The sequence below is a fragment of the Vibrio sp. Y51_MX_L26 genome (genome assembly GCF_024181935.1).
Lineage (GTDB): Bacteria > Pseudomonadota > Gammaproteobacteria > Enterobacterales > Vibrionaceae > Vibrio > Vibrio diabolicus.
Genome location: NZ_JAMZAS010000017.1, coordinates 14,951 through 28,883, shown reverse-complemented (window position 1 = coordinate 28,883; position 13,933 = coordinate 14,951). Strand labels below are relative to the sequence as shown.

The 13,933-nt window shown below is 45.3% G+C and carries 15 protein-coding genes; 14 read left to right on the top strand and 1 reads right to left on the bottom strand.

All coding sequences use genetic code 11. The annotated features are described in order from the left end of the window. Positions 1–16: 16 nt before the first annotated feature. A complete protein-coding gene (locus NL645_RS21955; RefSeq protein ID WP_253652403.1) occupies positions 17–2,578 on the bottom strand; it encodes a PBP1A family penicillin-binding protein in 2,562 nt (853 codons plus the stop codon). Between the two features lie 143 nt (positions 2,579–2,721). Here NL645_RS21955 and pilM point away from each other — a divergent pair, with 143 nt between their 5' ends. The 14 genes from pilM (at position 2,722) to rplI (ending at position 13,914) form a co-directional block, all read left to right on the top strand. Further along, on the top strand, positions 2,722–3,738 hold the full coding sequence (gene pilM / locus NL645_RS21950; protein WP_253652402.1) for a type IV pilus biogenesis protein PilM: 1,017 nt from the start codon (positions 2,722–2,724) through the stop codon (positions 3,736–3,738). Beyond that, a complete protein-coding gene (locus tag NL645_RS21945; protein WP_046874634.1) occupies positions 3,722–4,297 on the top strand; it encodes a PilN domain-containing protein in 576 nt (191 codons plus the stop codon). The genes pilM and NL645_RS21945 overlap by 17 nt, the downstream gene beginning before the upstream one ends. Next, on the top strand, positions 4,290–4,883 hold the full coding sequence (locus NL645_RS21940) for a type 4a pilus biogenesis protein PilO (protein ID WP_012841351.1): 594 nt from the start codon (positions 4,290–4,292) through the stop codon (positions 4,881–4,883). Before NL645_RS21945 ends, NL645_RS21940 begins: the two co-directional genes overlap by 8 nt. Beyond that, positions 4,873–5,388 (top strand): pilus assembly protein PilP, encoded by a 516-nt coding sequence (locus NL645_RS21935; protein WP_005395715.1) that lies wholly within the window; start codon positions 4,873–4,875, stop codon positions 5,386–5,388. The genes NL645_RS21940 and NL645_RS21935 overlap by 11 nt, the downstream gene beginning before the upstream one ends. A gap of 31 nt (positions 5,389–5,419) precedes the next feature. After that, positions 5,420–7,162, top strand: coding sequence for a type IV pilus secretin PilQ (locus NL645_RS21930; RefSeq protein WP_080955983.1), 1,743 nt, complete (start codon positions 5,420–5,422; stop codon positions 7,160–7,162). 187 nt (positions 7,163–7,349) lie between these two features. Continuing rightward, positions 7,350–7,868 carry a shikimate kinase AroK gene (gene aroK, locus NL645_RS21925; RefSeq protein WP_005381319.1) on the top strand — a complete coding sequence of 173 codons (519 nt, stop codon included), beginning with the start codon at positions 7,350–7,352 and terminating at the stop codon, positions 7,866–7,868. Between the two features lie 32 nt (positions 7,869–7,900). Beyond that, positions 7,901–9,001, top strand: a complete 1,101-nt coding sequence (gene aroB, locus NL645_RS21920) for a 3-dehydroquinate synthase (protein ID WP_012841354.1) — start codon at positions 7,901–7,903, stop codon at positions 8,999–9,001. 52 nt (positions 9,002–9,053) lie between these two features. Further along, positions 9,054–10,568, top strand: coding sequence for an SPOR domain-containing protein (locus tag NL645_RS21915; RefSeq protein ID WP_006743221.1), 1,515 nt, complete (start codon positions 9,054–9,056; stop codon positions 10,566–10,568). 69 nt (positions 10,569–10,637) lie between these two features. Further along, the gene (locus NL645_RS21910; RefSeq protein ID WP_047009939.1) at positions 10,638–11,477 is read left to right on the top strand and encodes a Dam family site-specific DNA-(adenine-N6)-methyltransferase; all 840 of its coding nucleotides are present in this window, start codon (positions 10,638–10,640) and stop codon (positions 11,475–11,477) included. Between the two features lie 92 nt (positions 11,478–11,569). Further along, complete coding sequence (gene rpe, locus NL645_RS21905; protein WP_005395709.1) at positions 11,570–12,241, top strand: ribulose-phosphate 3-epimerase; 672 nt, start codon at positions 11,570–11,572, stop codon at positions 12,239–12,241. A gap of 242 nt (positions 12,242–12,483) precedes the next feature. Then, positions 12,484–12,873 carry a 30S ribosomal protein S6 gene (rpsF, locus tag NL645_RS21900; RefSeq protein WP_005381299.1) on the top strand — a complete coding sequence of 130 codons (390 nt, stop codon included), beginning with the start codon at positions 12,484–12,486 and terminating at the stop codon, positions 12,871–12,873. 8 nt (positions 12,874–12,881) lie between these two features. Next, on the top strand, positions 12,882–13,184 hold the full coding sequence (gene priB, locus NL645_RS21895) for a primosomal replication protein N (protein WP_005381298.1): 303 nt from the start codon (positions 12,882–12,884) through the stop codon (positions 13,182–13,184). Positions 13,185–13,200: 16 nt separating this feature from the next. Beyond that, positions 13,201–13,428: a 30S ribosomal protein S18 gene (gene rpsR / locus NL645_RS21890; protein ID WP_000090472.1), complete on the top strand. Its 228-nt coding sequence runs from the start codon at positions 13,201–13,203 to the stop codon at positions 13,426–13,428. A 33-nt stretch (positions 13,429–13,461) separates the two neighbouring features. After that, a complete protein-coding gene (gene rplI, locus NL645_RS21885) occupies positions 13,462–13,914 on the top strand; it encodes a 50S ribosomal protein L9 (protein ID WP_005381278.1) in 453 nt (150 codons plus the stop codon). Positions 13,915–13,933: the final 19 nt, after the last annotated feature.

The window sequence follows — 13,933 nt, the reverse complement described above, 5'->3', positions numbered from 1 at the left end:
CTTTTGCTTTAGTGATTTAGAACAGCTCTTCTGCGCCAGAGCCGGAAGAATAAATACTGTCTTCCAAACGGTCTCCAGCGTATTCGGTAGGCTCAGTGCCTTTTTCAAAGTATTCGAACATCGATGTGCTGTCTACTTTGTGCGTTAGCATGCCAGTGTTGCGATCAATACGAACACGAATGATGTTATCTGGAATATTTTTACTTTGCTCAGGTGTTTCTTCTAGTGCAACGCGCATAAAGTCAATCCAAGCGGGTTCTGCGGTTTTCGCACCCGATTCAGCACCGGAAATTTGGCCTTTGCCTAGGTTGCTATTAACCGTTGTGCGACCAAGGGCGCGTGAGTGATCATCAAAACCAACCCAAGCAATGGCAACAACACCAGGACCATAGCCGTTGTACCAAGCATCTTTGGAGTCATTCGTTGTACCCGTTTTACCACCGATATCACGACGCCCCAGTTTTTGTGCACGCCAGCCAGTACCGTTCCACCCCGTACCTTCACGCCAGTTACCACCACCCCAAATGTTGCTGTACATCATCTCACGCATCAAGAATGCGTTTTGCTCAGAGATAACTTGTGGAGCATATTGAGGTTCATCATTTTCCAGTGCGTTGTCTATTGCCAAACCATCAATCGCGACGTCTTGTTCGCCAAACTCATCGGCATAGCGATTGTCTGGCTCATCGCTCATTTGTGGGCAATCCTTATGACAAACGCTTTTTGGATTCGCTTTAAATAGCACTTCACCGAATGCATCTTCCACGCGTTCTACGTAGAACGGTTCGACGTAATAACCTCCGTTCGCAAATACAGAGTAGCCTTGTGCCACTTTCATTGGTGTTAAGCTACCAGCACCGAGCGCGATGGTCTCTGAACGTGGTACTTGGTTAATATCAAAACCAAAACGAGTAAGGTACTGACGAGTTTCATCAAGGCCTACTTCACGCAGCGTACGCACTGCCATCACGTTCTTTGACTGAGCTAATCCGAGGCGAAGGCGAGTTGGACCGCCATAGGTTGGTGGTGAGTTTTTAGGTCGCCAAGCCGAACCAGAACCTGCGTCCCATTTGTTAATTGGCGCATCGTTGATCAGAGTGGCTAGGGTAAGTCCCTTGTCAATTGCGGCTGAGTAGATAAATGGTTTGATACTTGAGCCAACCTGACGCACTGACATAGTGGCACGGTTAAACTTACTATGAACAAAGTTAAAGCCACCCACTAACGACAATATCGCACCATTTTCCGGGTTCATCGCGACAAACGCGGTGTTCGCTGTTGGCACTTGGCTCAGTTTCCAGCTTTGTGTCGTGTTGTCATCTTCATTGGCTTCGCTCACTTCGCGAACCCAAACTTGTTGACCTGTCGCTAGCACATCATGCGCTGATTTTGGTGTTGAGCCTTGGCGGTTTTCGGTGATGTATTTACGTGCCCAATGCATTCCAGTCCAAGGAATGGTCTGCTCTTCATGGTTTTTAACCCAAACTTGTGCAGTCTTATCATCGACTTTTGTCACGACGGCAGGATAAAGGTCACCATAAGTTGGTTGCTTCTTAAGATGCTTTTCTATTTGCTCGCTGTTCCAAGCGGTTTCACCTTCTTTCCAAAGCACTTTTTCCGCACCGCGGTAGCCGTGACGTTCATCGTATGACAGCAGATTATTTACCACGGATGTATTCGCGGCATCTTGCAGTTTAGAGTCCACCGTCATGTAGATATTCAAGCCAGAGGTGTAGGCTTCTTCTTCACCGTACTCTTTTACGGCCCATGCACGAGCTAGTTCCGCCACATAAGGAGCGGAAAGTTCAATTTCAGCACTGTGGTAACGTGCCACGATAGGTTCGTTGCGTGCTTCGTCATACTGTTCTTGCGTGATGTATTTTTCATCAAGCATTCGCATTAACACGACGTTACGGCGTTTTGTCGCACGCTCAAGAGAGTAAATTGGGTTCATCGTTGATGGCGCTTTTGGCATCCCTGCGAGTGTCGCAAGTTCGCTTAACGTCAATTCATCAAGGCTCTTACCAAAGTAAACTTGAGCGGCCGCACCAAAACCATATGAGCGGTAACCAAGGAAGATTTTATTGACATAAAGTTCCATGACTTCTTGCTTACTCAGAAGCTGCTCAATGTGGATAGCAATGAAAATCTCTTTAATCTTACGCATGATCTTCTTCTCATTAGATAAGAAGAAGTTACGCGCTAGCTGTTGCGTAATGGTACTTGCGCCCTGCTTAGCGGAACCTGAAATCGCAACTACAACGGCTGCACGAGTGATGCCGATAGGATCGATACCTGGGTGTTCGTAAAAACGGCTATCTTCGGTTGCGATTAGCGCATGAATTAAGTCTTGAGGAATTTCATCATAAGTAACAGGAATACGACGCTTTTCACCGAACTGTGCGATCAGCTTCCCGTCTTGACTAAACACCTGCATAGGTGTTTGTAATTCAACGTCTTTTAGAGTTGCAACATCTGGCAATTCAGGCTTCACGTACTGATAGAAGCCAAATATTGTGGTGACTCCAAGAATTATGCAAATCAATGTTAAAAATAATAAACGCTTTATGAACTTCACCGGAGAATCCCTGATTGGTTGAGGCTGTGTAACGGCAAACCCTTGTACTCTTAGGTCAAAAATTTAGCACATAGAGATATTAACTCTTATTTGGGTGCTAATAACAACCTTTGCACGAAGAAATTTCGGAGCGAGAGTAAGAGATGGATAAGCTAATCGTTACCGGCATCGATATAGGCCATAACAGCCTCAAAGCCGTAGTACTTAAACCCACAGGCAACAATTACGCTCTGTTGGGTTACAAAGAAATATTACTAAAGGAAGGTATTGTCGCTGAAAATAACACTATAAATCATCAAGAAATTGTAAAGACCCTAAAGCTGATTAAAAAAGAACTGCCTTTTGGTGCTAAAAAGGTCGCAATTTCAGTGCCTGATAATTCGGTGATCAGTAAAAAATTGCAAATAGAACAAAACCTTGAAGATAGCGAAGTTGAGTTTGCTGTGATTCAGGCATTTTCTCATCAATCGCCATTCCCTGTCGAAGAACTGAGTTTAGACTTCGTCCGTCTTCGTGCCGAAGATGGGTTGCGTGGGACTGATAACTATCAAGTGTTTGCGACAAGAAAAGATGTGGTCGATAGTCGCGTGGATGCATTACAAAAATCCGGACTAAAACCCGTTTTAGTGGACGTGCATTCACAAAGTCTTGGTCATATCTGGAAGCTCACCGCCGATCGCTTTCCTGACAAAAATAAGTACTGCTTACTCGATATTGGCACCTCATCGAGCTCCGTTACGATGTTTACCGAACAAGGTGAGCTGTTTCACAAAGAGTTTGCTTGCGGCACTCGAGGAGCAAACAGCCCTGTTCAAGATGATTTGATGTCCGATGATGCTCAGGAGAAAACAGAGCTGTTTAATCGCCAAATCGTGGAACGGGTGAAACGTCAGATGCAGCTCTACACCTCAATTAATGGCTCGCAAAATATCAAAGGTATCTGGTTATCAGGGGAAGGAGCTTCGACACCAATGCTCGCGGAAGAGTTATCTCAGCAACTGTCACTAGAGTGTGAATTGCTAAACCCGCTAGGGCTATTTGAAATGAAGGTGTCCAAACGTAAACGTCGTGCCGCGGATTGGCAGCATTTCTCTACAGCCGCAGGACTCGCGATTCGTGGCATTCATTGGCTAGGAGGTGCGCGTGCTTTATCGCATTAATTTACTTCCTTGGAGAGAGAACCAAAGAGAAGAGCACCGACGTCGTTTCATTAGCTTGGTCGCGTTAGGCATGTTGGTTGCCATTGGTATTCAATGGGGTATTGGAAAGTTTTTTGAGTACCAACAAGATCAGCAGCAGGAGCGGCTTGATTACCTTACTCACTACATTGCTGAGCTCGACCAGCGTATTGAAGCAATGAAAATCGCTGAGCAAGAGCACAGCAAAATCCTCGAACGTTTAAAAGTGGTTGAAGGGTTACAAAACGGTAGAAACAAAACGACCGAGTTTATGAACTTGATGCCAGCCGTCATTCCTGAAGGTGTATATGTCGACAAGATCAAAATGAATGATCTGGAAATTGAGATCTCAGGGATCTCTGATAGCACACCAAAACTTGCCACGATGCTGGACAACATGGAGCGTTCGGCCAAGTTGAATGATGTAGAAATGCACTCCATCGTTCACGGAAAAGCGCGTTTTGGAAAAGAGTTCCAAACGTTCAAAGTGTCTTTCATGTTCAAAGTGCCGGAGAAGAAAGTGGAGGCCCAGCATGGTTGATTGGCAGGATCTCGAAATAGATGAAATGGCAGAGTGGCCATTGTTGCCTCAGCTTGTGGTTATCGCGCTGCTGATTTTCCTAATTCAAGGTTTTGGCTATTGGTTTTACCTTAAGCCAAAAGAAGAGCAATTGAATAACTTGGTCCAGCAGGAGCAGACGCTCAAGGTGGCATTGAAGATCAAAGCGAACAAAGTAGCAGCATTGCCTCAGCTTCAATCTCAATTGGATGAACTCACCACGCGTTACGAATTATTGCTACAACAACTGCCCGCGCAAAAAGAGTTGGCTACGATGCTCGCTTCGGTGAATGAACTCGGTATCGACAATAAGTTGACCTTTACCCGTATCGACTGGGGTGAAAAGCAATCAGAGCATTTCCTCTATCGTCTTCCTTTAAACATTGAGTTAACGGGGGATTTTCATGACATCGGACATTTTTCTCAGGCGATAGCAACGCTACCTCGAATCATCACGTTTAAAGATGTGACTTGGCAGCGTGTCAGCCAAGAAAGTGAAACTCTGCACTTTAGGGTACGAGCCAATACCTATCAGTTTAAGCCAGAGGAGACGAACAATGACAAGTAAGCATTTGTTACTGGTACTGATGGGGTCTCTGCTACTTGGATGTCAGGCGAATGATGAGTCATTAACGGATTTTATTCGAGGGGTGGAGAGTCAGGCGCGTCGAGATGTCGAGAAACTTAAGCCTGCAGATAAGTATGTTGCCGTCACGTACGCACCTGAAGTACAGCGTGCGCCCTTTGAGTTACCAAAAGAAGCCACGATCGCCACTCAGCCCGTTGCAAGAAAAGATTGCTGGCAACCGCCTTCAAGAAGGCGCACTGGCAAATTAGAAAAATTCCCATTAAGCCAATTACGTTTGAAAGGAGTTATGGGCATGGGTAATACGGTTTCTGGTCTCGTTCAAGCACCCAACGGCACCGTTTATAAAGTGAAGCCGGGGCAATACCTCGGACGCAACAATGGCAAAGTGACCCACGTCAGCCATTCCTATTTGTTAATTAATGAAACGTTGCCCGACGGCTTAGGGTGTTGGCAGAAGCGTAAAGTTAAGTTGGCTTTGAGATAGCCCCATTTATTTTTGATATTGAGTAATGAAAATGAGACAAGGATTAACACGTACAACAAGGATACTAACTGGGCTCTTCTCCTTATGGTTGTTTGTATTTTTAGCCCCTTTAGTGGCAGCAGAAGAAGTATCGTCTAATGCCTTAAAGAGTATCGACTTTCGCACTAATAAAGATAAAGACGCCGTTATAGTCGTTGAACTGGCGTCACCTGCCGCGATTGTCGATGTCAAACGCGTACAGGAAGGGTTAAGTATCGATTTGCTTAATACTTCGGTAAAAGACGAGCAACTGTATCTCCTAGACGTAAAAGATTTCTCGACTGTGGTTGAAAGCGTAGAGGTGTTTCGCGATACCTCAACTACGCGCTTGGTTGCGCACATTAATGAAGAATATACGCATGATTACCGTTTAACGGGGCGATTCTTGGAAATCAAAGTGGCTAAGATCAAACCCAATGAGAAAGCCCCGGATAAAAGCATTCTAGAAAAAGAAGGCAAGCTCATTTCGATTAACTTCCAAGATATTCCTGTACGTAACGTGTTACAGCTGATTGCTGACTACAACCAGTTCAACTTGGTTGTCTCAGACTCTGTAGAAGGTAACCTCACACTTCGTCTTGATGGTGTTCCGTGGCAGCAAGTGTTGGATATTATTTTGCAAGTTAAGGGGTTAGATAAGCGTGTTGATGGCAACGTGATTCTGGTTGCTCCAACAGATGAGCTTGATCTGCGCGAAAAACAGCAACTCGAAAAGCAGCAGCTAGAACAAACGATGGGAGAGCTTTCGTCTGAAATCATCAAGGTAAACTTCGCTAAAGCATCAGATATTGCAGAGATGATCAACGGAGAAGGGAACATCAGTATGTTGTCTGAGCGAGGCAGTATGACCATTGATGAGCGGACTAACTCGTTATTGATTCGTGAGCTACCTGAAAACATTGAAGTGATTCGAGAAATTATTGAATCTTTGGATATCCCGGTGAAGCAGGTTCAAATTGAAGCGCGTATTGTGACCATCAATGAAGGCAACATGGACGAGTTGGGAATTCGCTGGGGCTTTACCTCTATTAATGGCAATAACACGGTTGGTGGTTCTATCGAAAACAACCTTGCCACGATCGGTTTATATAACGGTGGTGGTGAAGGAGAAGACGGTGGTGACGGTGATGGAGTAGGTATCGATGACTTCCTAAACGTAAACTTAGCTGCAACCAGTCCAAACGCGACTAGCATTGCTTTTCAGGTTGCAAAATTAGGCTCAGACACCTTGTTAGACCTCGAGCTTTCTGCGCTGCAACAAGAGTCCAAAGCTGAGATTATCTCAAGCCCACGTTTGATCACTACTAATAAGAAGCCTGCCTATATTGAGCAAGGTACCGAGATACCTTATCTAGAGTCCTCATCAAGTGGTGCTACGACGGTAACGTTCAAAAAAGCAGTATTGAGTTTGAAGGTTACGCCACAAATTACACCGGATAACCGTCTTGTGTTGGACTTAAGCGTTACGCAAGATAGACCTGGACAAGTCGTGAAAACAGGCACTGGTGAAGCCGTTGCGATTGATACTCAGCGTATCGGGACGCAAGTGTTAGTAAATAACGGTGAAACCGTCGTTCTTGGTGGTATTTTCCAGCACAGCATTACTAACTCGGTGGACAAAGTGCCTTTGTTAGGCGATCTGCCACTATTAGGTGCGCTTTTCCGTCGAAGTTATGAAAATGTTGGCAAAAGTGAGCTGTTAATTTTCGTCACCCCTAAGGTGGTGATTCAGTAGTTCTACCTCGTGAAAAACTGATTAAATCAAAAATAAAGTTGCAATAGTGGCACCATGCTTGGATAATTTCGGGTCTTATCACGAATTATCTGTGAGGAACTGGTGCCACAAGCCTTGTAGAACAGCGATTTAGCTGTGTTTTCTTGTGGCGATCTTATTGAATCAATGTTGTAAATTACTGCTAAACATGGCTGAGAAACGTAATATTTTCCTTGTTGGCCCAATGGGCGCCGGCAAAAGTACAATTGGTAGACATCTAGCACAGCAACTGCATATGGAGTTTGTTGACTCCGATACAGTGATCGAAGAACGCACTGGTGCAGACATCTCTTGGGTTTTTGATGTAGAAGGTGAAGAAGGCTTCCGCAAGCGTGAAGAAGCGGTACTTGAAGACCTAACACAAGAGCAAGGCATCGTGCTTGCGACTGGCGGTGGCTCTGTTAAGAGCAAAGAAAACCGTAATCGTCTTTCGGCACGTGGTGTTGTTGTTTACTTAGAAACGACGATTGAAAAGCAACTTGCGCGCACAAACCGTGACAAGAAGCGTCCTCTACTTCAAACGGACAACCCTCGCGAAGTATTGGAGCAATTAGCTGAAGAACGTAATCCTCTGTATGAAGAAGTAGCGGATTACACTGTTCGCACTGACGATCAGAGTGCAAAAGTGGTAGCCAACCAGATCGTAAAAATGCTAGAAGAGAGATAAGTTTTTATCTTTTTTTTAATTGGAGCAAACCGATGGAACGGATTACGGTCAACCTAGCTGAGCGTAGCTACCCAATCTCTATTGGCGCCGGGTTATTTGAGGACCCGGCGTACCTCTCTCAAGTTCTCTCAAACAAAAATGCAAAACAAAAAGTTGTTGTGATCAGTAATGTCACAGTGGCGCCTTTGTATGCAGACAAAATTTTAAAGCAACTCGAGCAGCTCGGTTGTAGTGCATCCTTGTTAGAATTGCCTGACGGCGAACAGTACAAAAACTTGGATGTGTTTAACCAAGTGATGAACTTCCTCCTCGAGGGGAATTACGCTCGTGATGTTGTGATCATCGCGTTAGGTGGTGGCGTTATTGGCGACCTTGTGGGTTTTGCTTCTGCCTGTTACCAGCGTGGGGTCGACTTTATTCAAATACCAACGACATTACTATCTCAAGTGGACTCTTCGGTGGGTGGAAAAACCGCGGTTAACCATCCGTTGGGTAAGAACATGATAGGTGCGTTTTACCAACCTAAAGCCGTGATCATCGATACCAACTGTTTATCGACGTTGCCTGAGCGTGAATTCGCAGCAGGTATCGCAGAAGTCATTAAGTACGGCATCATTTACGATGTAGACTTTTTTGTATGGTTGGAAGAAAACCTTGAACGCTTGTACGCGTTGGATGAAGAAGCGCTAACTTATGCCATTGCACGTTGCTGTGAAATAAAAGCGGAAGTGGTGGCTCAGGATGAGAAAGAATCGGGCATCCGCGCTCTGCTCAACTTAGGTCACACCTTTGGTCATGCGATTGAAGCTGAGCTTGGCTACGGCAATTGGCTGCATGGTGAAGCGGTTTCTGCTGGCACGGTTATGGCGGCCAAAACTTCGCATCTGCGCGGTCTTATCTCAGCAGAGCAATTTGAGCGTATTGTTGCGATTTTGCGTCGTGCCAAACTGCCTGTTCATACTCCAGAAAGTATGAGCTTCGATGACTTCCTCAAACATATGATGCGAGATAAAAAAGTCCTCTCTGGTCAATTAAGATTAGTTCTACCTACAGGCATTGGTAGTGCCGAGGTCATTGCTGATACGACACAAGACGTACTCAAACAGGCGATAGACTTCGGTCGCGATATTTAACCTTGTAATGGCGCCTTTGGGCGTCATTCTTGTAGTGTATTAAGGTTATTAGATGAGTGTTGCTCACGTTCTGGAATTAGATTCTCAAATCGAGTTGCTTGATAGGTTAGGATTGCTGACTAATTTTGGTTCCAATTTCATTGCGATTAATGGTCATGATGGTTATGGAAAATCTTGGTTAGCGCAGCGATACCTTGAAGTGGGTGCCAGTAACAAGAATCAATGTTTGTTACTTTGTCATTCTAATCAAGATGATGTGCAGCGCCGCATCCTTATTTTGAGTCAACTGGTTTCGGACGCATTGTTTAATCAGCAAGAGCCTTTACTTGATAGCCTCGAAAGACTATTGGGTGATGAGCCTTGTGATATCGCGATTGTGGTTGATGATGCGCATTTATTAAGTGAGACGCTCGTTTCTGAGCTTTGGATGCTGGTTTTAGAGGCGCATCATAAGCCGAATTGGACCATCAATGTCTTATTATTTACGCAGTCTGGGCGCTTAGAAGGATTGCTGTCACGTCTCAGTTACGGACAAGAGATAAAGCCTGTTGAGCTTGATATTGATATGTTGTCCGAAGTGGAAGCCCGTCGTTTCTTTGAATCACTTGTTGCGCGCTATGTTGATGATGAGGCGGAGAAGCGGGTTCGAGATGCATTTAAAAAAGTTGACCCAGTACCGGGTGACATCATGGCGTTAGGAGAGATGAAAGTGGAAAAAAGGATCATTATCCGCTCGATTGTCGGTTCACCGCTGAATATTGCGTTAGTGGTATTAGCATTACTGTTGCTTGCTGCTGGTGGCTATTGGTGGATGTATAATCAACCAAGCCCTGATGATAAAGCGCAGCAAATTGCTGGTAGTTTAGAGCAAACGGCTATTCCAACTTTTGAAGAGTCAGGAATCAGTGCTGCGCAGTCTTCACTACAATCTGTGACTGATGACACTAGCAGTGGCCTTGATGGCTCTGGCGCGATTGATGATTCTGATTCATTACCGCCAGCAGTAACGGAAGAAGTGGCGAGCGTTGGCAGTGATGACAATCAACAGAGAGTGGTGATTGAGTCGAATGTGGTCGATGCATTGCTTGAAGGTAAAGCTGATTCAGCAGACACAAAAGCGATTGATGATGTCGTGGGCGTTGAGAAGCAAGACGCCACTGATGAAACCAGCTCACCCTTAATAAAAGTCGTAAAACCAAATCAAGGTATGACGCAAACTTCTGCTCAGCCAGAAGAAGACGGTGCGAAGCAGTCTGTGGTTAAGTTTTCATTTGCTCGCGAAGAATTAAAAGCACTATCACCAAGAGCCTATACACTGCAGCTTGCTGCTATGACGTCAATGGACGATGTACAAGCCTTCCTCGATGAGCATCAGCTGAATAATCAAGTACGAATTTATCCTACCGTTCGCAATGACACCGAGTGGTATATCATCACATACCAAGATTATCCGACAATTCAAATGGCTCGCGATGCCGTTGCAAGCTTGCCTGATTCGGTTAAGTCGGTGAGTCCTTGGGCAAAATCACTCCGTCAGGTTCATCGCGAAATTGATCGAGTGAAATAAACCTGAGCTTCGCTGAAAAATATGTTACATTCCGCAGCCTTAATTTTTGGCCGATAGATAGAGCAGTAGATGAAAAAGCAACGAGCCTTTCTTAAATGGGCAGGAGGAAAATACGGACTGGTTGAAGACATCCAACGTCATTTACCGCCGGCTCGAAAGCTAGTTGAACCTTTTGTTGGCGCGGGCTCAGTGTTTCTGAATACCGACTATGACCATTACCTACTGGCAGATATCAACCCAGATCTGATCAATCTGTACAACCTACTAAAAGAGCGCCCGGAAGAGTACATCTCTGAAGCGAAGCGTTGGTTTGTTGCCGAGAATAACCGTAAAGAAGCCTACTTACACATTCGCGCTGAGTTTAATAAAACCGATGACGTGATGTACCGCTCTTTAGCGTTTTTGTACATGAACCGCTTTGGTTTTAATGGTCTATGCCGTTACAACAAAAAAGGCGGTTTTAACGTTCCGTTCGGTTCATATAAAAAGCCTTACTTCCCAGAGGCGGAATTGGAGTTTTTTGCCGAAAAAGCCAAGAAAGCCACGTTCGTTTGTGAAGGTTATCCAGAAACTTTTCGTCGAGCACGTAAGGGGAGTGTGGTGTATTGCGACCCTCCTTATGCACCGCTTTCAAACACGGCAAATTTCACCTCATACGCAGGTAATGGTTTCACGTTGGATGATCAGGCTGCATTAGCCGACATTGCTGAAAGAACCGCGACTGAGCGTGGTATTCCGGTTCTGATTTCCAACCACGACACTACGCTGACGCGTCGGTTGTATCACGGTGCAGATCTCAATGTAGTAAAAGTGAAGCGCACCATTAGCCGCAATGGCAGTGGTCGTAATAAAGTCGATGAGCTGCTTGCGCTTTTTCATGCCCCTGAGATGGACAAACCAAGCTCTTAGTTCTCACACTATTAAATCTAAATAGTGGATCTCCCCACTGGCTTCGGTAGAATTGCGCGCAGATTGTTTGCTCATTACTACTGAGGTCAGGTATGAAAGATTTTCTTATTGCTCCATCCATTTTATCGGCAGATTTTGCTCGTCTCGGTGAAGATGTCGAGAAAGTACTCGCTGCGGGTGCGGATGTGGTGCATTTCGACGTTATGGATAACCACTATGTACCAAACCTGACTTTTGGTGCACCTGTGTGTAAAGCACTACGCGATTACGGCATCACCGCACCAATCGATGTTCACCTAATGGTGAAACCGGTTGACCGCATTATTCCTGATTTCGCAAAAGCGGGTGCGTCGATGATTACATTCCATGTGGAAGCTTCTGATCATGTAGACCGTACACTGCAGTTAATTAAAGAGCACGGCTGTCAGGCTGGTGTGGTACTAAACCCAGCAACGCCACTTGCGAGCCTTGAGTTCATCATGGACAAAGTCGACATGATTCTACTGATGTCGGTTAATCCTGGCTTTGGTGGTCAATCATTCATTCCTCACACACTAGATAAACTGCGTGCAGTTCGTAAGATGATCGATGAGTCTGGTCGCGATATCCGTTTAGAAATTGATGGCGGTGTGAAGGTTGACAACATTCGTGAAATCGCAGAAGCGGGCGCAGATATGTTTGTTGCAGGCTCGGCGATTTTCGGTCAGCCAGATTACAAACAAGTGATCGACCAAATGCGCACGGAACTGGCTGAAGTGAAATAAGTCCTGATATACGCGCGATAATGCCCTGATTTTAAAGGCTGTCACTTTATTGGCAGCCTTTGTTATTTCTAGCGTTGGATGAAATAAAATATCCCCTGCGTTGAGCAAATAATCACTTGCCTATTTTGCGCCCTTTCTGTACTATTCGTGCTCCTTAAACTCAGTCAATTATCTTTAGTTCCTTGCTTCCTCTGGACGACTGAGCCATTTGTGGAAGCTGAATAATCCGTAAGGAGCAACCAATGCGTCATTACGAAATCGTATTCATGGTGCACCCAGATCAAAGCGAGCAAGTTGCTGGCATGATCGAGCGTTACACTGGTTCAATCACTGAAGCTGGCGGTAAAATCCACCGTCTAGAAGACTGGGGCCGTCGTCAACTGGCTTACCCAATCAACAAGCTTCACAAAGCTCACTACGTTCTTATGAACGTTGAAGCTGACCAAGCTGTAATTGATGAGCTAGAAACTGCTTTCCGTTTCAACGATGCAGTTCTACGTAACATGATCATGCGTACTAAAGCAGCGATCACTGAGCAATCTATCATGCTTAAGCAAAAAGAAGAGCGTGCTCCACGTCGTGAAGAGCGTTCTGAAGCTAAGCCTGAAGCTAAGTCAGAAGCTGCTGAGTAAGTTTTCTTATGGCCAATCGAATGGAGCTGAGCGGCACCATTGCCAAACCGCCCATTCGTAGTAAAAGCCCTGGTGGCATTGAACACTGTCGGTTTTGGCTGGAGCATCGCTCTACTATTATCGAAGCTGACTTACCTCGACAAGTTTATTGTCGTATGCCGGTAGTCGTCAGCGGGCTTGGGTCACAAGCACTAACTCAGAATTTAGTTCAAGGCAGTAACATTAAGGTAAGTGGTTTTGTCACTTATCAAACCGGCCGAAATGGCGTGGGAAAATTAGTGTTACACGCCGACAACATTACTCAAATTTAAGATCAGGAGATAGCCCATGGCTCGTTTCTTCCGTCGTCGTAAATTCTGCCGTTTCACTGCAGAAGGCGTACAAGAGATTGATTACAAAGACGTAGCAACTCTTAAAAACTACATCACTGAAGCTGGTAAAATCGTACCTAGCCGTATCACTGGTACAAGCGCTAAGTACCAGCGTCAACTAGCACGTGCTATCAAGCGTTCACGCTACCTAGCTCTACTACCGTACACTGACAAGCATCAGTAATCGGTTCATTTTATTAAGAAAGAGGATTAAGCAATGCAAGTTATTCTACTTGATAAAATTGGTAACCTAGGTGGTCTTGGCGATACTGCAAACGTTAAATCTGGCTACGCTCGTAACTTCCTTATCCCACAAGGTAAAGCAGTTATGGCAACTAAAGCTAACGTTGAAATGTTTGAAGCTCGTCGTGCTGAACTAGAAGCTAAAGTTGCTGAGCAACTAGCTGCTGCAGAAGCTCGCGCAGAGAAAGTTAACGCTCTAGAAGCTGTAGTTATCGCTTCTAAAGCTGGTGACGAAGGCAAACTATTCGGTTCTATCGGTACTCGTGACATCGCTGACGCTATCACAGCTGCAGGCGTTGAAGTTGCTAAGAGCGAAGTTCGCCTTCCTGAAGGTGCTCTACGTACAACTGGTGAGTTCGAGATCAGCGTTCAACTTCACTCTGAAGTTTTCGCAACTGTGAACCTACAAGTTGTTGCTGCTGAGTAATTCAGTATCAAGACGAAAT